The sequence below is a fragment of the Thioclava sp. JM3 genome, from assembly GCF_002213185.1.
GTDB classification, from domain to species: Bacteria; Pseudomonadota; Alphaproteobacteria; order Rhodobacterales; family Rhodobacteraceae; genus Thioclava; species Thioclava nitratireducens.
The window spans coordinates 70014-95042 of the sequence record NZ_NBOB01000007.1 but is presented as its reverse complement, the minus strand read 5'-3'; the positions used below and the strand labels follow the sequence as shown (position 1 = coordinate 95042).

Annotated in this window: 24 protein-coding genes; 9 read left to right on the top strand and 15 right to left on the bottom strand. The window is 64.2% G+C overall.

Annotation, left to right across the window (positions count from 1 at the left end):
* Positions 1–11: 11 nt before the first annotated feature.
* The 4 genes from B6V73_RS14380 to B6V73_RS14365 form a co-directional block, all read right to left on the bottom strand.
* Positions 12–776, bottom strand: a complete 765-nt coding sequence (locus tag B6V73_RS14380) for a hypothetical protein (RefSeq protein ID WP_088725584.1) — start codon at positions 774–776, stop codon at positions 12–14.
* Between the two features lie 11 nt (positions 777–787).
* Complete coding sequence (locus B6V73_RS14375) at positions 788–1531, bottom strand: sigma-70 family RNA polymerase sigma factor (protein ID WP_088725583.1); 744 nt, start codon at positions 1529–1531, stop codon at positions 788–790.
* A gap of 237 nt (positions 1532–1768) precedes the next feature.
* The gene (locus B6V73_RS14370) at positions 1769–2182 is read right to left on the bottom strand and encodes a hypothetical protein (protein ID WP_141104932.1); all 414 of its coding nucleotides are present in this window, start codon (positions 2180–2182) and stop codon (positions 1769–1771) included.
* Positions 2183–2531: 349 nt separating this feature from the next.
* Complete coding sequence (locus B6V73_RS14365) at positions 2532–3275, bottom strand: response regulator transcription factor (protein ID WP_168174907.1); 744 nt, start codon at positions 3273–3275, stop codon at positions 2532–2534.
* Positions 3276–3599: 324 nt separating this feature from the next.
* On the opposite strand from B6V73_RS14365, the gene B6V73_RS14360 reads away from it, so the two are divergent.
* From B6V73_RS14360 to B6V73_RS21345, 3 genes are all read left to right on the top strand, one after another.
* Positions 3600–3869, top strand: coding sequence for a MucR family transcriptional regulator (locus tag B6V73_RS14360; protein ID WP_075775830.1), 270 nt, complete (start codon positions 3600–3602; stop codon positions 3867–3869).
* Positions 3870–4037: 168 nt separating this feature from the next.
* Positions 4038–4502 carry a MucR family transcriptional regulator gene (locus tag B6V73_RS14355; protein ID WP_088720418.1) on the top strand — a complete coding sequence of 155 codons (465 nt, stop codon included), beginning with the start codon at positions 4038–4040 and terminating at the stop codon, positions 4500–4502.
* 201 nt (positions 4503–4703) lie between these two features.
* Positions 4704–5852 carry a flagellar motor protein MotB gene (locus tag B6V73_RS21345; RefSeq protein ID WP_088725581.1) on the top strand — a complete coding sequence of 383 codons (1149 nt, stop codon included), beginning with the start codon at positions 4704–4706 and terminating at the stop codon, positions 5850–5852.
* A 72-nt stretch (positions 5853–5924) separates the two neighbouring features.
* On the opposite strand, the gene dapA is transcribed toward B6V73_RS21345, so the two are convergent.
* On the bottom strand, positions 5925–6797 hold the full coding sequence (gene dapA / locus B6V73_RS14345) for a 4-hydroxy-tetrahydrodipicolinate synthase (RefSeq protein WP_088720420.1): 873 nt from the start codon (positions 6795–6797) through the stop codon (positions 5925–5927).
* A gap of 154 nt (positions 6798–6951) precedes the next feature.
* On the opposite strand from dapA, the gene B6V73_RS14340 reads away from it, so the two are divergent.
* Positions 6952–8898, top strand: coding sequence for a lytic transglycosylase domain-containing protein (locus tag B6V73_RS14340; RefSeq protein ID WP_088725580.1), 1947 nt, complete (start codon positions 6952–6954; stop codon positions 8896–8898).
* Between the two features lie 63 nt (positions 8899–8961).
* Here B6V73_RS14340 and B6V73_RS14335 read toward each other — a convergent pair whose 3' ends face one another.
* Together B6V73_RS14335 and mnmD are read right to left on the bottom strand one after the other, a co-directional pair.
* Entirely contained in the window at positions 8962–9834 is an 873-nt protein-coding gene (locus tag B6V73_RS14335) for a DMT family transporter (protein ID WP_088725579.1), read from the bottom strand.
* Complete coding sequence (gene mnmD, locus B6V73_RS14330; RefSeq protein WP_088725578.1) at positions 9827–10501, bottom strand: tRNA (5-methylaminomethyl-2-thiouridine)(34)-methyltransferase MnmD; 675 nt, start codon at positions 10499–10501, stop codon at positions 9827–9829. The genes B6V73_RS14335 and mnmD overlap by 8 nt, the downstream gene beginning before the upstream one ends.
* Before the next feature lie 49 nt (positions 10502–10550).
* On the opposite strand from mnmD, the gene B6V73_RS14325 reads away from it, so the two are divergent.
* Positions 10551–11600 (top strand): FAD-binding oxidoreductase, encoded by a 1050-nt coding sequence (locus tag B6V73_RS14325; RefSeq protein WP_088725577.1) that lies wholly within the window; start codon positions 10551–10553, stop codon positions 11598–11600.
* A 106-nt stretch (positions 11601–11706) separates the two neighbouring features.
* On the opposite strand, the gene B6V73_RS14320 is transcribed toward B6V73_RS14325, so the two are convergent.
* From B6V73_RS14320 to B6V73_RS14290, 7 genes are all read right to left on the bottom strand, one after another.
* Positions 11707–12435, bottom strand: coding sequence for a sterol desaturase family protein (locus tag B6V73_RS14320; protein WP_240496990.1), 729 nt, complete (start codon positions 12433–12435; stop codon positions 11707–11709).
* Between the two features lie 98 nt (positions 12436–12533).
* The gene (locus tag B6V73_RS14315) at positions 12534–12950 is read right to left on the bottom strand and encodes a Na+/H+ antiporter subunit G (protein ID WP_075775822.1); all 417 of its coding nucleotides are present in this window, start codon (positions 12948–12950) and stop codon (positions 12534–12536) included.
* A gap of 7 nt (positions 12951–12957) precedes the next feature.
* The gene (locus B6V73_RS14310) at positions 12958–13227 is read right to left on the bottom strand and encodes a K+/H+ antiporter subunit F (RefSeq protein WP_088725576.1); all 270 of its coding nucleotides are present in this window, start codon (positions 13225–13227) and stop codon (positions 12958–12960) included.
* The gene (locus B6V73_RS14305; protein WP_075776007.1) at positions 13224–13715 is read right to left on the bottom strand and encodes a Na+/H+ antiporter subunit E; all 492 of its coding nucleotides are present in this window, start codon (positions 13713–13715) and stop codon (positions 13224–13226) included. Before B6V73_RS14305 ends, B6V73_RS14310 begins: the two co-directional genes overlap by 4 nt.
* A gap of 13 nt (positions 13716–13728) precedes the next feature.
* Positions 13729–15441, bottom strand: a complete 1713-nt coding sequence (locus B6V73_RS14300; RefSeq protein WP_088725654.1) for a monovalent cation/H+ antiporter subunit D — start codon at positions 15439–15441, stop codon at positions 13729–13731.
* Positions 15441–15779, bottom strand: a complete 339-nt coding sequence (locus tag B6V73_RS14295; protein ID WP_075775819.1) for a Na+/H+ antiporter subunit C — start codon at positions 15777–15779, stop codon at positions 15441–15443. Before B6V73_RS14295 ends, B6V73_RS14300 begins: the two co-directional genes overlap by 1 nt.
* On the bottom strand, positions 15779–18775 hold the full coding sequence (locus tag B6V73_RS14290; RefSeq protein WP_088725575.1) for a monovalent cation/H+ antiporter subunit A: 2997 nt from the start codon (positions 18773–18775) through the stop codon (positions 15779–15781). Before B6V73_RS14290 ends, B6V73_RS14295 begins: the two co-directional genes overlap by 1 nt.
* Before the next feature lie 416 nt (positions 18776–19191).
* On the opposite strand from B6V73_RS14290, the gene B6V73_RS14285 reads away from it, so the two are divergent.
* The 4 genes from B6V73_RS14285 to B6V73_RS14270 are packed head-to-tail and all read left to right on the top strand — an operon-like array spanning position 19192 to position 24061.
* Positions 19192–20844 carry a glucan biosynthesis protein G gene (locus B6V73_RS14285; RefSeq protein WP_088725574.1) on the top strand — a complete coding sequence of 551 codons (1653 nt, stop codon included), beginning with the start codon at positions 19192–19194 and terminating at the stop codon, positions 20842–20844.
* Positions 20841–21053 (top strand): hypothetical protein, encoded by a 213-nt coding sequence (locus tag B6V73_RS14280; protein WP_088725573.1) that lies wholly within the window; start codon positions 20841–20843, stop codon positions 21051–21053. The genes B6V73_RS14285 and B6V73_RS14280 overlap by 4 nt, the downstream gene beginning before the upstream one ends.
* A 1-nt stretch (position 21054) precedes the next feature.
* Positions 21055–22869 carry a glucans biosynthesis glucosyltransferase MdoH gene (gene mdoH, locus B6V73_RS14275; protein WP_088725572.1) on the top strand — a complete coding sequence of 605 codons (1815 nt, stop codon included), beginning with the start codon at positions 21055–21057 and terminating at the stop codon, positions 22867–22869.
* Complete coding sequence (locus B6V73_RS14270) at positions 22862–24061, top strand: OpgC domain-containing protein (RefSeq protein ID WP_168174906.1); 1200 nt, start codon at positions 22862–22864, stop codon at positions 24059–24061. Before mdoH ends, B6V73_RS14270 begins: the two co-directional genes overlap by 8 nt.
* Before the next feature lies 1 nt (position 24062).
* Here the strand turns inward: B6V73_RS14270 and B6V73_RS14265 are convergent, their stop codons facing one another.
* Positions 24063–24959 carry a LysR family transcriptional regulator gene (locus B6V73_RS14265; RefSeq protein ID WP_075775814.1) on the bottom strand — a complete coding sequence of 299 codons (897 nt, stop codon included), beginning with the start codon at positions 24957–24959 and terminating at the stop codon, positions 24063–24065.
* Positions 24960–25029: the final 70 nt, after the last annotated feature.

The window sequence follows — 25029 nt, the reverse complement described above, 5'->3', positions numbered from 1 at the left end:
CATCACCCTCGTCACACGAAACTCATACGCTTGCTCCGGGGCCCCGAGGCCGCCTGCCACGCCATGAACGGCGCGAACCAGTCGCGATCCTTTTCGTAGCCCAACTGCTCGAGCAGGTCGAACAGCACCGGGAAGCGCGAGAATTGATCGAAAATCCGCGCCCGATGCTCTTCGTCGAGCCACTTCGCACGCGCCTTTTCCACCGGGCGCACACCGTTGAGCGGGCCTTGCAACTCCTCGGGAATTTCGGCGGCGCCGAAATCGGAAAAATGCCCTTCGAATTGCAGACCGAGCGCATCGCGCAACTTCTGCTGAATCCTGTCGGGATCATTGACCAGGTCTTCGTATTTCAGGAGGAATACACCCTGCGGGAAAATGCCGGATCTCAGCACGGTCCCGATCGCCTCGTGAATCTGCAGGAACCCCGGCATCACCGGCGCGGGCGCATCCGGACCGCCGATGAAATACATCGCGTCCGCCGAGATGAAATAATCGTCCGGCACCGCCGAATGACGGCTCACGAGGATGTCGCGCGGGTCGCGCAGCGGCACGATCAGATCGATCTGCTTGCTACGGACATTCGCTCGCGCGACATTCGCGACCTGGAAAATATCGAGCGGCCGCTTGCTGACCCAGTCGCCCGGCTGCCCGATCGTGGAAAGCGCGCTGGTCTCGCGCGGCGGGATTTCGAAACCTTTGAGAGTCTCGCGCAGCATGTTGTAAAATAGCGTGGTGCCTGCGCGCCCGTGCCCTGCGATCATCAGATGACGTGCCATCGCCCTTCTCCTCAGTTCAGCATCGCGGGGCTGAAGCCGCGTTTTTCGAGACACCGCTTCAGCCGGAGGAGCGCACGCTTCTCGACCTGTCGGGCACGCTCACGGCTGATTCCAAGATCACGGGCCAGATCGTCGAGCGACTCCGGCGGCGTCTGCAATTTGCGCCGCAAAACGATCTCGCGATCCGGCGCGTCCAGATCATCCAGCGCGCTGCTCAGCACCTCATGCGCAGCCCGCGCGGCGGAGGACGCCAGCGTCTGTTCCTCGGGTGTGAGATCGGGGCTGGGCATCATCTCCATCAGGTCGGCGTCACTGTCATCGAAGGATTTGGCGTCCAAAGCGACGAGACCGGTCAGAAGCTGGCTCGCCTCGGGATTGTCGAGCCGCCCCATCCGCGCATCGAGATAGACCCGCGCCGGCACGTCGATCACCGTTTTGATCCGGGCGAGGGCGTTCAGCACGCAAGTCATCACCCACCAATGCGAGTAGGTCGAGAACCGGACATCCTGCGTCAGATCGAACCGTTCGGCGGCGCGCATCAGACCGATGATCCCTTCGGCCACGAGGTCTTCGAGCTCGACCGGATTGGACGCCCAGCGACGCGCCTGTGCATACGCCTGCCGGACATGCGACCGCAGCAGAATTTCAAGCGAGTTCTGATCTCCGTATTCCTGCCACCGGGAGATCGCCTGCCGCTCTTCTTCGACATCGAGAAACGGCGCATCAAGTGCAGCACGAAAGCTCAATGCAAACATTACCCGCCTCTATTCACTCTATTCTTGCTGAACAGAAGACCACGGCGCCCTGTTTGGAGAAAGCTTTACTTGATTAAAGGCGAGTTAATCGCAGTGTTTTCTGGTTAACCCTAGATTAACGCCCCAAAAGGCAGCGCCGCCCCAAGGGCGGCGCTTCGTATTTCCAACGATGTCGCGGTTGCACGGCCCACCCGCCGAGCAGCGCGTTCATACCGGCTTTCGGCACTGTACTCACGTTCAGAGATAGCCGCCCATCGCGGTTGCGCTGCAATCGCGCGCATCTTCGTGCACCGAGAACTCGCTCCGGGGCCGCGACGCCATGGCCGGCAGGCGGAGGTTGATCGCGCGGTCCCCAAAACCATGCTTCACCTCCGCGGCATTCGCTGGCTCGATGACCACGAGGCTTCCATAAGGCACCTCGATACCCAGCTCTTCCACGAGCACGTCGCCAAGCGAAATACCCGGCAGAAGCTCTTCCGACTCGGGCAGCACGAGCAGGCTTGCTTCCTTGTGTGTCGAACGCAGCACCACGGTCTGCGCAGGCAGAAGCGCAGCCGCCACCAAACTTCCCTGAGAACCTGCTCCGGCTGACACTTGCTTCACCGAGCCTTCCCAAATTTGCGCTAACAAATTGTTACTTTTCATGGACATCCCTAATCCCCAAGTCCCCCAAAGTCAGTGGCTGCAGATTACCAGCGATTCCCTTTCCCGTAAGGTTAAGGATTGTTAAAACTGCAAGGCGAGTAAGGATAGTTCCTGCCCAAAAGGACAACTTGCCGCCGCGCCGAGTTATCCCCAGGCGAACCTCGAAAGAAGCGTCGATGACCCAATTTTTCATGGCCTCTTACGCTACAAGTTGTGGCTACAACTTCAATCATCCACAGCTTGTCGACGGTTCCGCTACAAATTGTGTGCTCACGATCAATCGCTGAGACGTTAACAATTCAGCGCTTGACAGGCACTCCCTCGAAACCAGTTTCGGAGGATCAGCGAATCAACCTTAGGTTGCAGAGTCTGAGGGCTTTCGCTGGGGAATTTCATAGAACGAGTATCCGGCGGATCGCACCGTTTCGACGACATATCGGTCGCCGAACGCATCGCGCAGCTTCTTGCGGATCTTGGTGATGTGAACGTCAAACTTCCGGTCGCCATAGACCCACATAGTGTTGTCGATCCGGCGCGAGAGCGCGTCGCGGGTCACGATTCGACCGCCGCTGCGGATAAGCTCGCACATGATCTCCCGCTCCATGGGAGTCAGCTGGACAGCTTCAGTCGCGTCTGGGCCGGTGAGCCGGTTTTCCTCGTCTATCTTGAGGCGCGCGACCCGCCTCTCTTCTCCCGGGAAACTGATGGGCAATCTGCTCCCCGCCCGAAGCCAGAGGCGCGCCGTCAACTCCCTGTCGGAATAGGGCTCCCGGAGCACGTCATCGGCGCCAGCGAGGATCATCTCGGCAGCGAACACTCCGTCGCTCGAGGGATCGACGAAAAGGATGAGGCTCTCGGGCGTACTGACACGCGAGGTGCGGATCAGATCCGCTGCGCCCTCGGGCTGCGCAAGACTGATCATCAACAGGCACGGATTGCCATGCAGCAGGATATACTGCTCCGCCTCCACCGCCGTCGCGAACGGTAAGGAGGCCCAACCACAGCACGCAAGAAAGAAGGCAGCCAACTTGGCTTGCTTCGCGTTTTCTTCCGCTACGACGATAACGTTCTGTCTCCGCATGGCGCTCGAGCCAAACAAAAGGCAACTCCCCGTATCTCTCTGCGCGTCGACGCGAACCTTAGGTTTCGCGCCGCTCCCCATCGCGCAGCCCTTTTTTTGAATAACGCAGCGCCAAGCTGAAGGAGAGAGCGTAAATCCGCCTGCCCCGGCATGTTCGCGTTTTCAATTTTTTTTACCTGCTTTATGCAACTAATTTACGTGTTTACACCTGACAAGCCCGACCAGTCATTTGACATGGACCGCGCCTTCGTGACGTCTCGTGGGAAAAGTTGATTTCTTTGACCTAACTTTAAGAATTCCTTCAATCTTTCTCCCGTAGGACAAAAACATGTGAGGATAGACATGACGCAACATTCCCCGGACCGGTCCGGCGAGCCTGCGACGTCCCGCGTTCCTGCGGTGCCAATCTCGGAGAGCGTCCTACCAGACCGACTGATCTGTCTGGAAACGGGCCGCCCAATCAAGATGTTGAAGCGTCACCTCCAAAACCTACTCGGAATGACCTTCGAGGAATACCGCGCGAAATGGGGGCTTCCGCCGGATTATCCGACGACCGCGCCGAACTACCAATACGCCAAGCAGCGATGGCGCACAAAAGGCAAACTCCATTGAGCAGCCACAGGACAGGCGAAGCACTCAGCGAAACAATCCTGTGCAGAAACAGTGTTTTCCCCGGAAACCCAAACACAGATTCACGCGTTCATTGACAGAAACGCGCCTCGCACGTAACTTTCTGGACTAATCCGGGGAGAGTGCAACTTTAAGCATTGGAGAGACCAGATGTCGAAGGACCGGCCCACGGATGCAGCAAACATTATCGCGACAGTTGCTGCGGCCTATGCCGCGCGTTCGGATGTGACGGCGGATCAGGTGGTCGACCTCGTGGCGAAACTCTCCGCGCAGTTCGACGAGGATCTGCACAACGCGGCCGCCAATCACGCGGCAGAGGCGCCAACAGCTAGCTCCAGTCCCGCGCGGCCGCAACCGGCGCTGCCCGTGAAAGAGGCCGTCACCGAAGACAAGGTTTTCTGCCTGTGCTGCGGGCGCGGCTTCAAGATGCTCAAGCGCCACCTAGGCTCGGAACACGGGCTGAGCGAAGACGAATATCGCGCCCTGTTCAACCTGCCTGCTGACATGCCCCTCGTCGCACCGAGCTACTCGGCCCGCAAAGCGGCCTATGCCAAGAAAGTCGGATTGGGCAAACACAGCCGCGACGACTACGAAGCATCGCTCCACGACGCCTGAGGAAGGGTCGGCGGGCACGAGTTCCGCCACTCTGGGCAGGATGCCAAAGCGGTCGGCCAGCATCTTTGTTTCCAGATCATGAACGATTATCGCCCTTTTTTGGCCCATTTTTAAGCCGACAACCCACACTCAAGGGCTGCAGAAAACGCATGCCCAGAGAAGACTGCTGGCTCCTGCCAGCGAGGTGGGAAAGGGCAACTCATGGCACGGTCGAATCAGGCGCCGATCATCGTGAAGCGGAGCGATGACGATCACGAATCCGAGCATCACGGCGGAGCGTGGAAAGTCGCCTATGCCGATTTCATGACCGCGATGATGGCCTTCTTCCTGCTGATGTGGATTCTCTCCGTTTCGGACGAGAACCAGCTCACGGGGATCGCCGATTACTTCGCCCCTGCGAAAGTCTCGATGCAGGCCCCCGGCGGCACCGGCCCCCTCGCCGGCGAGACGATCGGGCCGAAAGGGGTGCTGAACGCCTCGCGCGCCGACGACACGATTCCCGCCAATCCCGGCGCCGGGAGCGAGACAGCCCCCTCGACCGAGCTGGCCAACGCCTCCGGCAGTTCCAAGGAGGCCACGCCGGACGCGACGACGAATAAAGTCGCCGACGCGGTGCAGGCGACGGCAGAGGCAGGCGACACAACCGGCGCGAAGACTGCTGCAGCCACACCGCATGCCGTCGACGACGCCCGCTTCCAGACGCTTCAGACCCGGATCACGCAGGCGATCCAGCGCGTTCCGGACCTGCGTCCGCTGCAGCAGAACGTCCTATTCCGCCGCACGCCGGACGGGCTGAATATCGAAGTCGTGGATCAGGCGGGCAAAGCCATGTTCGCCTCGGGCAGCGCGAAGCTCGATGGGCCCACGCTGGCGCTGATGGATCAGCTCGGCCGCGCCCTCTCCGATCTGCCCAATGACGTGCTGATCGCGGGCCACACCGACTCGGTACCCTATCAGAAAGCGGGCGGAACCTATGGGAACTGGGAACTGTCCTCGGACCGCGCCAACGCGACGCGCCGGGCGCTCGTGGCCGCCGGTGTCGCCCCGGAACGGGTCACCCGCGTCTCGGGTCTGTCGGATACCGACCCGCTGAAGCCGGCCGATCCGCGCGATCCGTCGAACCGTCGGATCACCGTCACCCTCGCCTATATTCAGCCCGAGGCCGACGCGAAAACGCCGACCGAGGCAACGAGGCCGCGTCTCGAAGCGAATGCCGAGCAGACCTCGCCGGCTCCTGCGGTCGAGCAAGCGGCGCCCGAAATCGTCACCCCCGCGGCGGCCACCCCGTCGGATCAGCCTCAGAAATACAGCTCGATCGCGATGGATGACCTGCGCAGCGCTCTGCAGTAAGCTTCTGGACACAAAAAAACGCCGGCGCGAACCCTATCGCGCCGGCGTTTTCTTATTCGGTGGAGGCGAAACTCAGATCAGACCGGCATGGACCATTGCCGCGTCGATCGCGGTCTTCGTCTCGGGCAGCAACTCGGTCAGAGGCAGACGCACCTCGGCCGAGCACATGCCCAGCTTCGACATCGCGTATTTCGCACCCGCCACGCCCGGCTCGAGGAAGATCGCCATGTGCAGCGGCATCAGCTTGTCCTGATAGCTCAGCGCCTTGGCGTAATCGCCGGCAAGCGTCGCCTCCTGGAATTCCGCGCAAAGCTTGGGCGCGACGTTCGCCGTCACCGAGATACAGCCCACGCCGCCATGCGCATTGAAGCCGAGCGCCGTCGCGTCCTCGCCCGAGAGCTGGATGAAATCGGGCCCGCAGGTCGCGCGCTGCATCGAGACGCGCTCCAGTTTGCCGGTCGCATCCTTCACGCCCACGATACGCGGCAGCTTCGCCAGTTCGCCCATCGTCTCGGGGATCATGTCGACCACCGAGCGGCCCGGAATGTTGTAGATCACGATCGGCAGTTCGCAGGCATCGTGCAGCGCGCGGTAATGCTCGATCATGCCGCGCTGCGTCGGCTTGTTGTAATAGGGCGTCACGACGAGCGCCGCATCGGCCCCGGTCTTGCCGGCGTGCTGGATCAGCCGCACACCTTCCGCCGTCGAGTTCGAGCCTGCACCCGCGATGATCGGAATGCGGCCCTTCGCGGCTTTCACGACCTCGGTGATGACCGTCATGTGCTCGGCATGGCTCAGCGTCGGGCTCTCACCGGTCGTGCCGACCGGCACGAGGCCGTGGCTGCCCTGATCGATATGCCACTCGACAAGTTTCTTGAGCGTGTCCAGATCCAGCTCGCCGTCCTTGAACGGCGTGACCAGTGCGGGAAGAGACCCTTTGAACATGACACGCTCCTTTTTTGGTTGGGCCGGGGGGTTGAGTCGTCCCGGCGGAAATCGGCCGGGTTATAGGCGGTTGCGCGGCTGTTGCCAACTTGTGATTCATCCCCATCTGTGAGAGGCCCGTAGCAAAGGGACAAACCCGCGACCACGAGCAGCCATGATGATCCGACGCCAGTTCCTCGCCGCGCTTGCGGCTTCGAGTTTCGCGCTCTCGCCGGCCGCGCTTCGCGCTGCGAGTTCCGCGCTGTCCGATGCCTTCGCGGCGGCCAATTCCGGCGATTGGGACGAGGCCGAAAATCTCGCGCGTCGCGTGGGCCCCCTCGGCTTCGATGTCATCGAGTGGAAGCGCCTGCGCGATGGCGAGGGCGACTTCGCCGACTACCTCGATTTCGCCACACGTCGCGCCGATTGGCCCGGCATGCCGTGGCTGCGCGAGAAAGGCGAGGCCAAGCTCGACGGCATCCCGCCGCGCGAGGTGATCGCCTATTTCAAGCTCGGCCCTCCGCAGACCGGCACCGGCGCGCTGGCGTTGATTGGTGCGCATCTCGCCCTGGGGCAGAAGGCGCAGGCGGCCGAGGTCGCCAAGACCGCCTGGCGCCAACTGCCAATGGAGGCAGACGAGCAGGCGAAGTTTCTGGCCGACTATCCCTCGCTTATCTCCGCCGATCATGGCGGGCGGATGCAGAACATGCTCGATCGCGGTCACCTGTCGGATGCGCGCCGGATGATCGATCTGGTCACGCCCGGCACCAAGGCCGTCGCCGAGGCGCGGATCGCCCTGCAGGCGCGCGAGCAGGGCGTGGACGATCTCGTGGCCGCCGTCCCCGGCTACATGGTCGAGCGGTCCGCAGGGCTTGCCCGCGACCGCGCGATGTGGCGCTGGCGCGCCGGGCTGGAAGACGGCGCGGCAGAGCTGATCCTCGAGCGGTCGAAATCCGCGACCGATCTGGAAGATCCCGACCTTTGGGCCACGCTGCGCGGCTATCAGTCGCGCTGGGACCTGCGCGCGGGCAATACCCAGCGCGCCTATGATCTGGCTTCCTCGCACCACTTGGAACCGGGCGGGGCAGATTACGCCGATCTCGAATGGGTGGCGGGCTATGCCGCCTTGAAACTGGGCCGTGCCGACACGGCGCTCGACCATTTTCACAATCTCGAGAAAGCGGTGGACGGGCCGATCTCGTCGTCGCGCGCGTGGTATTGGCAAGGCCGCGCGCTCGAGGTTCTGGGCCGCAGCGACGAAGCCAAGGCCGCATGGCGCAAAGGCGCGGAAAATCAGGACGCCTATTACGGGCTCCTGTCGGCCGAGCGGCTGAACCTGCCCTTGCCAGCGAATTTCGCCAAGGGCCCCGACCTGCCCGACTGGCGACGCTACAAGCTGCGCCATTCTTCCGTCTTCAAGGCCGCGCAACTGCTTTACGAGGCGGGCGAAAACGAGCTGGGCGCGCGCTTCGTGCTGCACCTCGAGGAGAGCCTCGGCCCGGGCAATTTCGGCGCCCTGACCCAATACGCGTTGGAAGAGGATGACACCTATCTCGCGCTGATCATCGGCAAACGTGCCGCACTGAAGGGCGAGATCATCGCGCAGGCGCTCTGGCCGATCCCGGGCCTGACGAGCCATGACCTGGGCGTGCCGGAGGAACTGGTCCTCGCCGTCGCCCGCCGTGAAAGCCAGTTCGCGGTCGGCGTCGGCTCTCCGGTCGGCGCGCAGGGCCTGATGCAGCTGATGCCCGGCACCGCGAAGATGATGGCGGAGAAAACCGGCCTGCCCTACGAGAAGGCGCGGCTGACGACGGATGCGACCTACAACCTCAGGTTGGGCGGCGCCTATCTCGCGGAACTGCGTGACGAGTTCGGCGCATCCTCGGTGCTTGTCGCCTCGGGCTACAATGCCGGTCCGGGCCGCCCGCGAAGCTGGATAGAGGATCGCGGCGACCCCCGCGTTGGGACTGTCGACGTGATCGACTGGGTCGAGATGATCCCCTTCACCGAGACCCGCAACTACGTCATGCGCGTCTCCGAAGCGATCCCACCCTACCGCGCTCGACTGGGCAAGGAGGAGGTGAAATTCACCGACGTCCTGCGCGGCGACGTGAAAGATTGAGGCGCACTTCCCCTCGGCCTCACGGCCTCACCCGGGATATTTGAACCGAAGCGAAAGAGGCGGTTAAGCCTCTTGGGCCACCCGCGCGCGCCAGAGGGTGAAGAGCCCCGCGCTGACCACGACCCCAGCCCCGATCACCACGTTCCATTCCAGCGCCTCGCCGAAGACGACGACACCCAGGGTCGAGGCGAAGACCAGCTGGAGATAGGCGAAGGGCTGGATCGCGGAGGCCTCGGCCACCTCATAGGCCTTGATCAGCAGGAAATGCCCGGTCGCGGCGGTGAAGCACAGCACGATCATCCACGCCCAATCGGATGGGATCATGTTTTCCCAATGCCATATGCCCACCACGGTGATTACCACGGCGCCGATCACACCGGTGTAGAAGAAAGAGACCGAAGCCGGATCGACCCGACCCACGTAGCGCGTCATCAGCGAGTAGAGCGCGAACAGTGTCGCCGCCGCCAGCGGGATCAGCGCATAGGGGGAGAAAACACCGAAACCGGGCTTGAGGATGATTAGCACCCCGATGAAGCCCACGCCGATCGCCGCCACGCGCCGCCAGCCGACCTTCTCGCCCAGCACCGGCCCGGAGAGACCCGCGACCAGAAGCGGGTAGCAGGCGAATACCGCATGAGAATGGACGAGCCCGAGATAGACGAAGGCCTGCACCATCACGATCACCTCGGTGATCAGGACGACCGAGCGGAAGACCTGCGCCCAAGGCCGGCCCGAGCGCGTCGCCCGCTTGATCCCGCCCGGGCTGCGCGCCGCGATCGCAAGCACGAAGGCGGCGAAGAACCAGAACCGCACCATCAGCGCCATGTAGACGTTGTAGGTCTCGGCCAGGTGGCGCGAGATGCCGTCCTGGATCGCGAAGATGAAGGTCACCGCGACCATCAGCGCAATGCCGCGGCGGGTCGATTGTTCAACCATGTCTCACCCCGCGCGACATATGGCGTTTGCGCCCGAAACCCGGGCCACGTCTGACCTCGAAACCGGCGGCCTCGAGCGCGCGGCGCACGAAGCCCGCCGCCGTATAGGTCGCGAATGTGCCGCCCGGCACCGTATGCGCGCCGACCTCGGCCATCAGACCCTCGCCCCAAAGCTCGGGGTTTTTCGCGGGCGAGAACCCGTCGAGGAACCACGCATCGGCAGCGCCGTCCCAAGCGGGAAGCGCCGTGCGCGCATCACCCTCGATGATCTCCACCGCCACCGGACCGAGTTGAAACTGACGCTGCCCTGCAGCCCAGGCGTCCAAATAAGGACCGGCGACGGGCGCGGTCTCCGGAAATGCGTCCAGCGCCCGTGCGATCTCGTCCGCCTCCATCGGATAGGCCTCAAAGGAGGTGAAGCGGATCGGGCAGTCCTCGGGACAGGCCAGCCGCAACGCAAGCAGGTTCAGCCCCGTGCCGAAGCCCAGCTCGGCCACGTGAAAGCCAGGACGCAGCCGCGCGGGCAGGTCATTGCCCGCCAGAAACACATGCCGCGTCTCGGCCAGACCGCCTGCAAGGCTGAAATAGGGATCGTCGAACCGTCGCGAGACCGGCACAAGGTCATCGCGCCAATCGAGATCGGCTTTGCTCTGGTCAGGGGCGTTCATCGGGGATAGTCCACAGTCTCCGGCCCAGCCTTGAAGCAGGAGGCGCGAAATGACAAGCGGCAGACACGACATAACCGTGCGCGGCGGCGGCATCTTCGGCCTCGCGATCGCCTTCGTCGCGGCGAAGCGCGGCGCGAAGGTGCGGCTCATCGAACGCAGCCGCATCGGCGCGGGCAGCTCGGGTGGCCATGTCGGCGCGCTCGCCCCGCATGTGCCGGAGAACTGGAACCCCAAGAAACAGTTTCAATTCGAGAGTCTCCGAATGGCCGAGGATTTCTGGGGCGAGGTGCAACGCATCGGTGGCGGCGATCCGGGCTATGCGCGTCTCGGGCGGCTGCAGCCGCTCGCGGATGAGGCGCAGATCGCACGCGCCAGGGACCGCGCGGCGGGGGCGGCCGAGCTGTGGCAGGGCTTCGCCACATGGCGCGTGGCCGAGACTGCGGAGTTCGGCGCCTTCGCGCCCCCCTCGCCCACCGGGCTCGTGATCCATGACACGCTCACGGCGCGCGCCAATCCGCGCGCCGCCGGGGCCGCGCTGGTCGCGGCGCTCGAAGCGATGGGTGCGGAGATCGTGATCGGCGAGGCCGACGAGGTTGGTCCGGTCATCCACGCGACCGGCGCCGAAGGTCTGGCCGAGCTGAACGCGGTGGTCGGCAAGACCATCGGCAGCGGCGTGAAGGGCCAATCGGCGCTCTTGAGATACGCGGCTGGCGACGTGCCTCAGCTTTTCGCGGAAAGCCTCCACATCATCCCGCATTCCGATGGAACGGTCGCGATCGGGTCGACCTCCGAGCGCGAATTCGCCGCCCCAGACACGACCGATGCGCAGCTCGACGCGCTGATCGAGAAAGCCCGCGCGCTTTGCCCGCCCCTCGCCGAGGCCCCGGTGATCGACCGTTGGGCCGGGGTGCGCCCGCGCGCCAAATCGCGCGCGCCGATGCTGGGTGACTGGCCCGACCGTCCGGGCCATTTCATCGCCAATGGCGGCTTCAAGATCGGCTTCGGCATGGCGCCGAAAGTGGCCGAGGTGATGGTCGATCTGGTGCTGGAAGGGCGCGACACGATCCCCGAAGGCTTCCGCGTGACTGACAACCTGTAAGGGGCGCCGCCCCCGGCTTGCGGCCTCCCCCGGGATATTTCAGCAAGCCCGAAGAGGCAGACCGCGCGCTTTTTCGGGCTTGTCCAAATATCCCGGGGGGCGCGCGTCAGCGCGCGGGGGCAGCGCCCCCTCCGACATGACCCGCCCGCGAGACTTCGGCCTCGGTGATCCCGAAGCGCGGCGCGAATTTCTCCCGTGCCGCGATCAGGCGCGGGTCGTCGGGGCGCAGGCCGAGGGTCCGGATGAACTCGACGCGGCTTTGGGTCTTGAGCTGATCGCGCGAAATCGCGGTACCCATCAGCCGGTCGATCACCTCGCCCCCTGCCGTGACGTGGAACCATTTCGAGAAGTCGCGGAAATGGTGCTGGTTGTGCAGCGTCGAGACATGCCGCTCGATCGCGGTCTTCTTCACCGTCACATGAGCGGTGGTGTGGAACCATTCATAAGCGAGGAAGGTGGCGGCTCCACCCAGCGGCACGACGGCCACGGCGATGTCGAACGCATGGGGCGCGCCGATCAGCGCCAGCACCGCCCAGAGAAGCGCGGTATTGCCCACGAGCACCGGCACGATCACCGAGAGCGGCGCAAACAGAAGCGGCCAACAGGTCGGGAATTCGTGGTGTCCGTAATGCACCCGGTAGAGCCAGTTGAAGGCCCATTGCCGTTTCGGGGGCGTCATGTGGAAGATGTAGCGATGAAGCCCGTATTCGTTGAGCATCTGCGCCGGGATGCCGAGCAGCGCGACCGCCCAGAGCCACCACGGTCCCTGCGCGGTCCAGTAGAGCGCCGCAGCGACGACTGCGATCATCACCCAGATCGACAGATGGGACAGCATCAGTCGCATCCGCATCGCAAAAGTCTCCCGAAATCTCCTCCGGAGATCAGCCGGCCACGGCTTACGCCCACGTCAAAGCATTTCGCGGCGTCAGGGAGTCAGTCGTTCTCATGCGGGATGTTCTTTTCCCGCTCGACCGCCAGCTCGCCTTTCGAGGTATCGGCATCGGCGGTATGCACCGCCCAGTCGCCCTCGCCGGCGGGTTTCGGCAGTTTTTCGGGCGGCCAATCGCGGAAGATATTCGCCTTCGAGATGAAATGCGCCGTGATCGGGGCCGTCAGGAAGATGAAGATGGTGACCATCAGCTCGTGCAGGGTCACGTGGCCCTGCTTCACCGCGAACCAGACCATCGAGGCGATCAGGATCGCGCCCACGCCCAGCGTCGCGGCCTTGGTGGGCGCATGTAGCCGGGTCATCGGGTCGGGCAGTTTGACCAGCCCGAAGCTGCCGACGAGGCCAAAGATGCCACCGATCACGAGCAGCGCTGAAATCAGGATATCCCAGAACAGTTCCATCACGCCCTCACTCGATAATGTCGCCGCGCAGGATGAACTTGGCGAAGGAAACCGTCGCCACGAAGCCCGTCATCGCGTAGAGGATCGACGCCTCGAAGAAGAGCGCGGTCCCCTCCCAGATGCCGAAGAGCACGATCATCGCGATCGCGTTGATCGCCATCGTGTCGAGCGCCAGAACCCGGTCGGTCACGCCGGGCGCCTTGACGACCCGGAAGAGGTTGAACAGAAGCGCCATCGAATAGCAGGTGATGGCGAAGATCAGGGCATAGGTGATCATTCGAAAATCTCCTTCAGGCGGGCCTCGTAGCGGGACTTGATCTCGTCGCGCACCTCATCGGCATCCGGCGCGTGCAGCGCGTGGACCAGCAGCGAGTGACCGTCGGCGGCCAGTTCCGCCGTCAGCGTTCCGGGCGTCATCGTGATCGTGCCCGCCAGCACCGTCACCGCCTCGGGCGTGACAATGTCGAGCGGCACGGAGACCCAGGCGGGGTGCAGCTTGGAATTGGGCATGAAGAGGACGATCTTCGCCACCGTGATATTCGCGACGATGATATCCCAGATCACGATGAAGATGTACTCGATGATCTTCAGCGGCTTCGCGAAACTCGGGCGCGCGGGCCAGTAGGGTGCGGTGATCCACGGGATCACGAGCCCCACGAGGATCGCGAAGACCAGCGAGTTGAGCGTGTAGCTATTGGCCAGCATCAGCCAGACCATCACCAGCGTGACGGTCAGGTAGGGGTGGGGAAGGATCTTGCGGATCATATCTTTGCTCCCCTCAATGCGCCGCGGCGGGGGCATCCTGCCCCGTCTCGGTGTGGGTGTCGCTCTGACCGGCCGGTTGACCGTCGGCAGCGTGCGGGTCCGCGACACCGGTGTCGCCACCATGCCCGTCCTCCGCCTGCATCTCCTCGCTCACTTCCATATGGCCATGCTCATGCGCGCCGACCTTCGCCGCCTCCTGCGCGCGTGCTTCGGCGCCCGCGAGAACCGCGTCGATATATTGCGACGGCGTGAAGAGTTGCGCGGCGGTGCCCTGCAGCCAGTTGCTCGCAGGTCCGGCCAGCACGGTCAGCGCCACGGAGCCCGCCAGCAGGATACCGGTCGCGGTGAAGGCGAGGCCCGGCGCGCTCGCATCCTTAGGCCCGGCCGGCAGCTCGTCCTCCTCGGCCTCGACGGCGTAGGAACGCCAGAACACCTGGCTACCCGCCCGGGCATAGCCCACGATGGCGATCAGCGAGGTCACGAGAACCGTGGCCCAGAGCGCCCATTGGCCGCGCGTCGCGTCGAGGATCATCAGCTTGCCGAGGAAGCCCGACAGCGGCGGCATCCCCGCCATCGCGATCGCGCCCACGAAGAACATCCCGGCCATCAGCCCGTGGTTCTTCATCAGAGGCGCATCGGTATAGCCGAGCCCCCAACGGCCGCGCCGCTCACGCACGAGATCGGCAATCAGGAACATCGCCGCGGCCACCAACGTCGAGTGAACCATGTAGTAGAGACCTGCGGAGGTTGCCCCTTGGGTGAACTGCGCGAAGCCCAGCATCATCGTACCGACCGAGCCGATCACCGCATAGGCGACCGTGCGACCCAGATCGCGCGCCCCGAAAATACCGATCATCCCGATCGCCAGCGTCAGGAACGCGGCGGGCAGCAGGATGTCATGCGCAAGCGTGCCGGCGGTGCCGGTGATCGGAAAGATCAGCGTGTAGACGCGAACGATCGCGTAGGTGCCCACCTTTGTCATGATCGCGAACAACGCCGCCACCGGGCCGGGCGCGTTGGTATAGGTCGCGGGCAGCCAGAATTGCAGCGGCACCAGCGCTGCCTTGACCGCGAAGACCACCATCAGCAGCGCCGCGCCGACCTTGATCAGCGCCGTCTGATCGACCGGCATCTGCGCGACCTTCACCGCGAGATCCGCCATGTTGAGCGTGCCCGCCGTCGCGTAGATCGTACCCAGCGCGAACAGGAACAGCGTCGAGCCCGCGAGGTTGTAGACGACATATTGCACGCCCGATTTCAGCCGCGCGCGCCCGCCTCCATGGATCATCAGACCGTAGGAGGCGATCAGCAGAACCTCGAAGAAGACGAACAGGTTGAACGCGTCGCCCGTCAGGAAGGCACCGTTGATCCCCATCATCTGGAACTGCATCAGCGAGTGGAAATGCCAGCCGCGCTTGTCCCAGCCCGAGCCTATCGCATAGAGCACGATCACGAGGCCGAGGATCGAGGTCAGCAGCAGCATCAGCGCCGACAGCCGGTCGAGGACCAGCACGATGCCGTAGGGCGGCTCCCAGTTACCGAGGCGGTAGACATCGGGCGGGTTCATCGAAGCCGAGATCATGAGCACGATCGCCAGCACGACCAGTGCGGACATGCCGAGGATCGAGGCCACGCGCTGTGTGACCAGATCGTAGCGCATCCACAGCACGATCAGCGGTGCAAGCATCGCCGGGATCAGGACAGGCGCGATGATCCAATGTTCCATCATCGGCCGTCCTCCTCTTGCTCGAGGTCGATGCGGTCATTGCCCGCCTCGATGAAGGCGCCAAGCGCGAGCATAACGACCACCGCCGTCATCCCGAAGGAGATCACGATCGCGGTCAGCACCAGCGCCTGCGGGATCGGGTCGGTATAGGAAGTCACGCCCTCGCGCAGGATCGGCGGCTGGTTGATCACCAGACGACCGGTGGCGAACAGGAAGACGTTCACCGCGTAGGACAGCAGCGACATGCCCACCACCACGGGGAAGGTGCGCAGACGCAGGATCATGTAGATGCCGGCGGCGGTCAGCACGCCGATGGCCGATGCAACGAGCACTTCCATCAGTGATCGCCCCCGTGGTTCTTCTTGTTCTCGTGCACGATGTCACGTTCGTGCTGGGTGGCTTCGCGCGCGGCGCGGGCGGTCTTCCACCAGCGGCGGGGCACTTTGGCGTCGGGTGGATATGGCCCGGCCGAGAGTGGCGCGAGCACGCGGGCTTCAGGTTTCTCGGCGGCGATATGCGCACCGTCCTCGCCGCCTTCCTCACCCATAGCGGCACGGCGTGCGAGGCGCGACAAACCGCCAAGCGCCAGCATCACCGAGCCCACGACGCCAAGGAAGACGCCAAGGTCGAAGCCCGCCGCCGTCGCCAGCTCGAACTTGTCTAGGCCGGGCAGTTTCACGTAGCCGAAATCGGAGGTCAGGAAGGGCATGTCGTTGAAGAAGGCCCCTGCCCCGGTGATCCCTGCGACCAGCACGCCGGACGCGATCAGCACGTGGTAATAGACCTTTTGGCGCGCCTGCGTCCACGCAAAGCCCGAGGCCATGTATTGCGTGACCAGCGCGATCGCGATCACCAGACCGGCGATGAAGCCACCACCGGGCGCATTATGGCCGCGCAGGAAGATATACAGGCCCACGACCAGTGCGATCGGCATCATCACCCGCGTCACGATCAGCAGCATCAGCGGGTGCTTGTCGCCGCCGCGCGGCACGTCGGGCCGCCATGCGATCAGCTTGCGCGACGAGGCGCCCTGCAGCAGCGCCTCGGTCAGCGCGAAGATCACCAGCGCGGCGATGCCGAGCACCGTGATCTCGCCAAAGGTATCGTAGCCACGGAAGTCCACGAGGATCACGTTCACCACGTTATCCCCGCCCGCGAGATTATAGCTGTTGTCGAGCATGTAGCCGGACATCGTCGGGAAGGCGAAATCGCGGGTCAGCAGCGCGTAGATCAGCCCCGAAACCGCGACGCCCGCCACGACCGAGAGCACCACATCGAAGCTGATCTTCATCCGGCTCGACTCGATCGAGGTAATCTTCGGCAGGAAGTTCAGCGCCAGAAGCATCAGCACCGTCGTCACGACCTCCACCGAGATCTGCGTCAGCGCGAGATCGGGTGCGGACAGGAAGATGAAGGAGACCGAGACGGTCAGGCCGACGATCCCGATCAGCACCAGCGCGAGGATGCGGTTGTGATGGAAGGCGACGATGCACATCGTCGCGGTCAGCAACAGCAGCCACGAGGTTACCGCAGCTCCGTTCACCGGCGTCAGCGCCCGCGTCTGGGGGCCCAGCGTGCCGCTCGTGAAGGCGTAAAGACCGACGCCGACCGAGGTGATCGTGAACAGCATCAGGTAACGCGCCATCGCACCGTTATGCAGCGCCTGCGTGATCCAGCCCGCCAGACCCTGCGCGCGCGCAATCACCCAGTCGAACATCGCCTTGGCCTCGGGACGCGGCGTGGTGTCCCAGAGGCGCTGGAAGGGACGATGTGCAGCAAGCAACGCGATACCGCCGGCGACAGCGATGGCCGACATGATCAACGCCGGCGTGACGCCATGCCAAATCTTCAGCTCGTGCATGTGATAGCCGCCACCGACGACCGCATTGGTCGCCATCTGGACATAGCCGCCCGCCACCGCCATCGGAAACAGGCCGATCGCGATCACGAGGAAGGACAGGAAGGCAGGGCTGATCCACATGCCGAAAGGCGGATCATGCGGGGTCTTCGGCAGATCCTGCGGCGGCGGGCCGAAGAAGCCGTGGCTGATGAAGCGGAAGGCATAGGTGGCCGAGAACAGCGCCGCGACGGTCGCCAGAACCGGGATCAGCCAGACATTTTCGAGCCATTTGGTATGGGCGGCGGCTTCCAGCATCATCTCTTTCGACAAGAAGCCGTTGAACAGCGGAATCCCGGCCATGGACAGCGCGGCGATGGTCGCGATCACGAAGGTGATCGGCATCAGCTTGCGCAGCCCCGAGACGCGGGTCAGGTCGCGCGTGCCCGCCTCGTGATCGACGATGCCCGCCGACATGAAAAGCGCCGCCTTGAAGGTTGCGTGGTTGATGATGTGGAAGACGGCGGCCAGCGCACCGGCCTCGGTCCCCAGCCCCAGCATGAAGGTGATCAGGCCAAGATGCGAGACGGTCGAGAAAGCCAGCAACGCCTTCATGTCATGTTTGAAGATCGCGATCTTGGCGGCGATCAGCATGGTGATCAGGCCCACGCTCGCCACGATGTAGAACCATTCCGGCGTGCCCGAGAGCACCGGCCACATCCGCGCCATCAGGAACAGCCCCGCCTTCACCATCGTCGCAGAATGCAGATAGGCCGAGACCGGCGTCGGCGCGGCCATCGCGTGCGGCAGCCAGAAATGGAACGGAAATTGCGCGGATTTGGTGAACGCACCGCCGAGGATCAGGAGCAGGGCCGGGATGTAATAGGGGCTCGCCTGAATCGCGTCCTTGTGCTTCAGGATCTCGGAGATGTCGTAGCTGCCCGCGATATTTCCGAGGATCAGCATCCCCGCGATCATCGAGAGCCCGCCCAAGCCGGTCACGGTCAGCGCCATGCGCGCGCCCTGACGGCCCGCGGGCAGGTGCTTCCAATAGCCGATGAGCAGGAAGGAGCTGAGCGAGGTCAGCTCCCAGAAGATCAGCAGCAGCAGGATGTTGTCGGACAGCACGATCCCCACCATCGCGCCCTGGAACAGAAGCAGGTAAGTGTAGAACTGGCCAACCGGATCCCTGTTCGACAGGTAGAACCGCGCGTAGAGGATGATCAGCAACCCGATCCCGAGGATCAGTGTCGCGAAGAGCATCCCCAGACCGTCGATCCAGAAATTCACGTTCAGGCCCAGCCAAGGCAGCCAGTCGATCTTCGTCTCGACGACACCCCCCGCCATCACGGTCGGCAGGTTGAGCAACAACCCAAGCAGCGCAAGCCCCGTGAACAGGGCTGAAACCGCTGCGGCATTGGTGCGTCCGGTGCGGATCAGGATCGACGGCATGGCTGCGCCCAGGAAGGGCAAAGCGGCGATCAGGGCAGGCGACATCTTCTCTCCGGTCCGTTCTCTGGCGGGCCTTGGGGCGATGGATGCGACCGCACTCTCCCCCCGCGCAAGCTTTACTTTACCTGCGCACAGGGGACATGGCTGTCAAGCTTCACGAAGACGTTTCCTGACCAGAATCGCAAGGCATTGTGCCGGTGCCGCCCGAATGCGACAGCGACCCGCCCGCGCGGCGCCCTTTGCAGGCGCAGCAATCTGCGGCGAAAATGTCGCGGAATCGGCGGGAAATTGCGCTTTTCGATGCATGGATGGGCGGTGTTATGCGAGAATCGCATGGCTCGGCCCTGTCCGCCCCAGCGGCCTCGCTTCGCCTCTTGCAGTTTTTCAAGTCATGTGGATATGCAAATTGCAGCACGGCCCTTGTGAGGCCGCGCGAAGCGACTGTAATCGCAGGGAAACAGATGTCTCATTCCCGCACTGTGCAAGTGCCCCGCCTTTCCCGCCGTCAGCTCCTCGCCGCCGGTTCCGCTTTTGGCGCGCTCGGCGCGACGGGAGGCTGGCCGAACCATGCGCTCGCGCAAGATAGCGCCGCCCCGGCCGAGCCCTCGACCGCCCCTGCCCCGGCTCCCGCCGCACCGCAGCAATCGCCGTTTTCCTTCGACGATCTCGCGGCGCGGATGCAGAAAGCCGCCAAGGGCGAAGCTGTCCCGCCGGAAACCAGCTCGGCCGATTTCCTGAGCAAGCTGGATTACGACAGCTACCGGATGATCCGCTTCGACCCGGACAAGTCTCGCTTCGAGAATATCGAGGACACGCGTTTCGAGTTGCAGGCCTTCCATCTGGGCTGGCTCTTCAAGGAGCCGGTGCATCTCTCCAGCGTCGAGAACGGGCAAGCGCGCCCGATGACCTTCTCGACCGACGATTTCATCTATCAAAGCAAAGCGCGCAAGATCGTTCCCGAACATGCCGATCTGCCGGGCATCGCGGGCTTCCGGCTGAATACGCCGATCAACCGCCCCGATGTCATGGACGAGTTGATCGCGTTTCAGGGCGCATCCTATTTCCGCGCGCTCGGGCGCGGCTCGGCCTACGGGCTCTCCGCGCGCGGACTGGCGGTGAATACCGGCGTCTCGGTCGCCGAGGAATTCCCGCGCTTCACTCAGTTCTGGGTCGAGACGCCGACCTCGGGCGCGAACTCGATCACCGTCTTCGCAGAGATGCATTCGGCCTCGCTGACGGGGGCCTACAAATTCGTCATCACGCCCGGCGAGGCGACCGCGGTCGACGTGACCGCACGCCTCTTCATCCGCGAGGATATCCAGCAGCTCGGCGTGGCGCCGTTGACCTCGATGTTCCTCTACGGACCGCGCAACCGGCACGATTTCGACGATTACCGCCCGCGCGTGCATGACAGCGACGGGCTGGCGATCGAGCAGGCCGATGGCGACAAGCTATGGCGGCCGCTGCAGAACCCCGACACGCTCGCCTCCTCCTATTTCGCGGAGAGCGCGCCGAAAAGCTTCGGGCTCTATCAGCGCGAGCGCGAGTTCGATCACTATCAGGACGCTTCGGCCCGTTACGAGCGCCGCCCCTCGGTCCGCGTGACGCCGCAGGGCGACTGGGGCAAGGGCATGGTTCGCCTGGTCGAGATTCCCTCGAAACTCGAGGTGAACGACAATATCGTCGCGTTCTGGGTGCCCGAAGCTCCGGCAAAAGCAGGCGATGCGCTGGAATTCGCCTATCGCCTCGAATGGGGCGACCTTCCCCCCGATCCGAGCGATCAACGCGCCTATGTCAACCAGACATGGGCCGGAACCGGCGGCGTGTCGGGCGTCGAGAACACTAAGGGAACCCGGAAATTCGTCATTGATTTCAAAGGCGGAGAGATTTCGCGCCTCCCCGCATCGGCTGTCGACGAGATCAAGCCGGTCACCCACGCGAACAAGGGCAAGATCGTGACTCAAGCCCTGTCGAAGGTCGAGCAGGACAATGTCTGGCGTCTCGTTCTGGATATTTCCGCCGATGGCGAAGCGCCGGTGGAACTCTCTGCGACACTAGCCGGTTTTGGACGGAACCTATCCGAGACCTGGCTCTATCAGTGGACCAAAGCATGAAATCACACCTGAAGCTGCCGGCTGTGCCGGCGCTGACCGACCAGCCGAGCGCCCTGCGCCGACTGTCCCCCGAAGACCTCGTTGAGGGGCCCGCCGCGCTGCCGGTCGCCCCGATGTCCATGCCTGCGCAACAGATCGAACCCGATCTTCGGCTGAGTACCCGGCTCGCCCGGATGCTGACCCGCCGCCCGGTCGGGGAAGGCACCTGACATGTCCGCGCTAGCGCGCCCCCGTGGCGCATTGCTGATCGGCCTGCGCGCTCTGGCGCTCGGGCTTGCAGCGCTTGCGGGCATCGGCGCCTTCGTACTGTTCATCCAGTTCGGGCAGGCCGATGGGCTGCAGACGCTCGACGTGGTGCGCGCGCTGCTGATCCTGATCTCGACGCTCTGGCTCGCCTGGGGCGCTGTGCAGGCACTGATCGGCCTCACCTCGCGTGCAGAACCACCGCCGCGGGTGGACCCCCATGCGCGGATCCAAGGGCGCACGGTCGTGCTGGTGCCGGTCTATAACGAAGACCCGGTCTCCACCTTCTCGCGCGTGGCCGCGATGGATGCCTCGCTCGCCGCGACCGACGACGACGCGGAGGTCCATTTCGCGATCCTCTCGGACACCCGCAAGGACGACATCGCCCATCGCGAACTGCAGGTCTTCGCCCATCTCGTGGAAGAGCGCGACGCGCTTGGCCGGTTCTTCTATCGCCGCCGCACCAACAACGCAGGAAAGAAGGCGGGCAATATCGAGGATTTCATCACCCGCTCCGGCGCGGCCTATGATTTCGCGCTGATCCTCGATGCCGACAGCCTGATGGAAGGCGAGACGATCCTGCAGATGATCCGTCGGATCGAGGCCGAGCCCCGCCTTGGCCTGCTGCAGACCCTGCCGAAAGTCGTGCGGGGTCGCTCACGCTTCGCTCGGGCGATGCAATTCTCGGCCAGCTTCTTCTCGCCCGTCTTCGCGCGTGGCCTGGCGATGCTGCAGGGCAAGACCGGCCCGTTCTGGGGCCACAACGCCATCGTGCGCACGCGCGCTTTCGCCGAAAGCTGCGGCCTGCCCGCGCTGAGGGGGCAACCGCCCTTCGGCGGGCATGTGATGAGCCACGACTATGTCGAAGCCGCGCTTCTGGCACGCAACGGCTGGCTCGTGCGGCTCGACGACGATCTGGAGGGCTCGTTCGAGGAAGGCCCGGAGAATATCGTCGATCACGCCAAGCGCGACCGCCGCTGGTGTCAGGGCAACCTGCAACATGCGCGCATCATCGGCGCGCCGGGGCTGCGTGGCTGGTCGCGGTTCGTCTTTGCACAGGGCATCATGGCCTATATCGCGCCGCTGTTCTGGCTGGGCTTTCTCGTGGCTTCGATCGCGGCGCCCCTGTTCGTGCCGCCGCCGGATTACTTCCCCGAGCCCTACTGGCCCTTCCCCTATTTCCCGCCGTCGGAGGCCTCGAAGGCGATCGGCCTCGCCATCGGCATCTTCGGCCTGCTGCTGGTGCCGAAACTGCTGATCGCCGCGCGCGCCGCGATGAACGGCACGGCGCGCGGCTTCGGCGGCGGCAACCTCGCCTTCGCCTCGACGCTGAGCGAGCTGCTCTTCTCCTCGCTCACGGCCCCGGTGCTGCTGGCCTTCGCCACGCGTTCGGTCTTTCAGGTACTGTTCGGTGCGGATGGAGGCTGGCCCACCAACAACCGCGGCGACGGACGGCTGAGCGTGGCCGACGGGTTCAACGCGGCGTGGTGGATTGTCGCCATCGGTGCTGCGGGCCTCGCCGTCACGTGGTGGCTCGCGCCCGGCCTGCTGTTCTGGCTGCTGCCGGTCGGTCTGCCGATGATCGCCGCGCCGTGGCTGATTTCGTGGTCGTCGCAACCCTCGGCCTCGCAGCTGATGCTGGTGCCTAGCGAGATCGACACGCCGCGCATCCTGCGTCTGCACGATGCGATCTTCACCCGCTGGGAAAATGCTTTCCCGGCCCCCGAGGGCGACCGCGCCGGTTTCGCGGACGCCCCTCACCGGAGCCCCGCACATGCGTAATATCGCGCTGATGAAACCCGGGCGCGACCTGCGGATCGACCTGTTCCGCGGCCTCGCGCTGGTGATGATCTATATCGATCACATCCCGGGCAATCTCTACGAGAACTTCACCTCCCGCAATCTGGGCTTCTCGGATGCGGCGGAGGGTTTCGTCTTCATGTCCGGCCTTGCCGCCGCGCTGGCTTACGGTCCGGCACTGGCCAAGGGGCTGAGCTGGGAAGGCACCTCGCGACTTTGGGGCCGGGCGTGGCTCCTCTATCTCGTGCATATCCTGACTGCAGTCTGGGCGATCGCCATCGTCTCGGCCGCCGTGCAGTTCTGGGGTAACGAGGCGATGCTGTCCAAGAACGCGATGAAGATCTATGGCACAGACCAGTTTGGCTTCCTGATCGGGATCGCGACGCTGGGTCACCAGCTGGGCTATGTGAACATCCTGCCGATGTATATGGCGCTTCTCTTGATGGCGCCCGCGCTGATCCGGATCGGTCAGCGCAGCAAATTGGCGCTGCTGGCGACCTCGGTCGGGCTTTGGGCGGCGACGGGGCTGTTCCGGCTGAACCTGCCGAACTACCCGATGGAAGGCGGCTGGTTCTTCAACCCGCTGGCGTGGCAACTGGTGTTCAGCCTCGGCATCCTGACGGGCCTTTCGCTGCGCCAAGGCAAGCGGCTCGTGCCTGTGAAAGGCTGGATCATCGCGCTTGCGGCGGGCTGGCTGGCACTGACCTTCGTGTGGATTCACAACGACTGGATGCTGAAGAATTTTGGCCACGCGGTCTGGCAGTTGCGCCAGTGGAACGTGCCCTTCTTCATCGCGGGCTTCGACAAGACATTCGTGTCGCTGCCGCGCCTGTTGCACCTGCTGGCGCTCGCCTACATCCTGTCGCTGCCGGGGATCGTCCCGCGCATCGCCGAGGCGCGCGTGCTGGAGCCGATCCGGATGCTGGGCCGCCACTCGCTGCCGATCTTCGCGCTCGGCACGGTGCTGGCGATCGCGGGCCAGACGGTGAAGCAGGTACATCCGGGCGGGATCTGGCAGGACAGCATTCTGATCTTCGGCGGGCTCGCGCTGCAATTCGCCTTCGCCTACGGGCGCGACAATTTCGGCGCGAAGGCTGTGGCCCGGCGCCGGAAGGCCCGCGACGAGACAGAGCCTGCGCCCGCTCCGGTCCGGCGGCTACACGCCGCAGAATAGCTCAGTTCAGGATCAGACCGTCCGAGCGCGCCGCCTGTTCCTTGATCGCCTTCACGGCGGCCTGAACCTTCGGCGTCCGGTGCAGATCGACATGGGTCACCAGCCACAGGTTGGTGTCCCAGGTATCATAGGGCTTCACCACCTCTTCGAGCGTCGGATCGGCGCGCCCCATCGGCACGGTCAGGAAGCCCAAGCCCAGACCCGCCTTGATCGCATCGACCTGGCTCTCGTGCTCGTTCGCGCGGAACACGACCTGCTCGTCGGGGACGTTGTCGCGCAGCCAGCGGTAGAACGGCGCGCGGCTGTCGCGGTTGTCGTTCGACACGAAGCGATGCTTTGCGAGTTCTTCCTTGGACCGCGGAATCCCGAAGCGCTCGACATAGGCGTGGCTCGCATAGAGCGCATTCTGCATCCGGCCCAGCGACTGCACGACGTTGTCGGGCTCGGTCGGGCGGTTGCCGGCGCGGATCGCGACATGCGCCTCGCCATATTCCAGCCGGAACACGCGCTGATCGGTCAGATAGCGCAGCCGCAGCCCGGGATATTCGCCCAGAAGCTTTTCCATCGCGGGCAGCACCAGCACCGAAACCGCAGTCAGCGACGTCACGATCAGCTCGCCCGTGACTTCGTCGCCCGCGCCCGCGATCCGGGCGGCGAGTTGGCTGAACTGGTCCTCGGTCGCCTGACCCACGGAGAGCAGTTGCTGCCCCGCTTCGGTCGGCGTGTAACCGCGCGGATGGCGCTGGAACAGCTTCGTGCCCAGCTTGTCTTCCAACGCGTCGACATGGCGGATCACCGTCGCGTGGTGAACGCCCAAAACCTCCGCTGCACCCGAAACGGTGCCGATCCGCGCCACGTGAAACGCGGTACGGATTTCATCCCAACTGTCAAAGCTCATGCTGTGCGCCCGTGAACATAATCTGCTCGATCATGCCCGTTGCGTTCTGGATTGCAAGGGACAAGTAAGG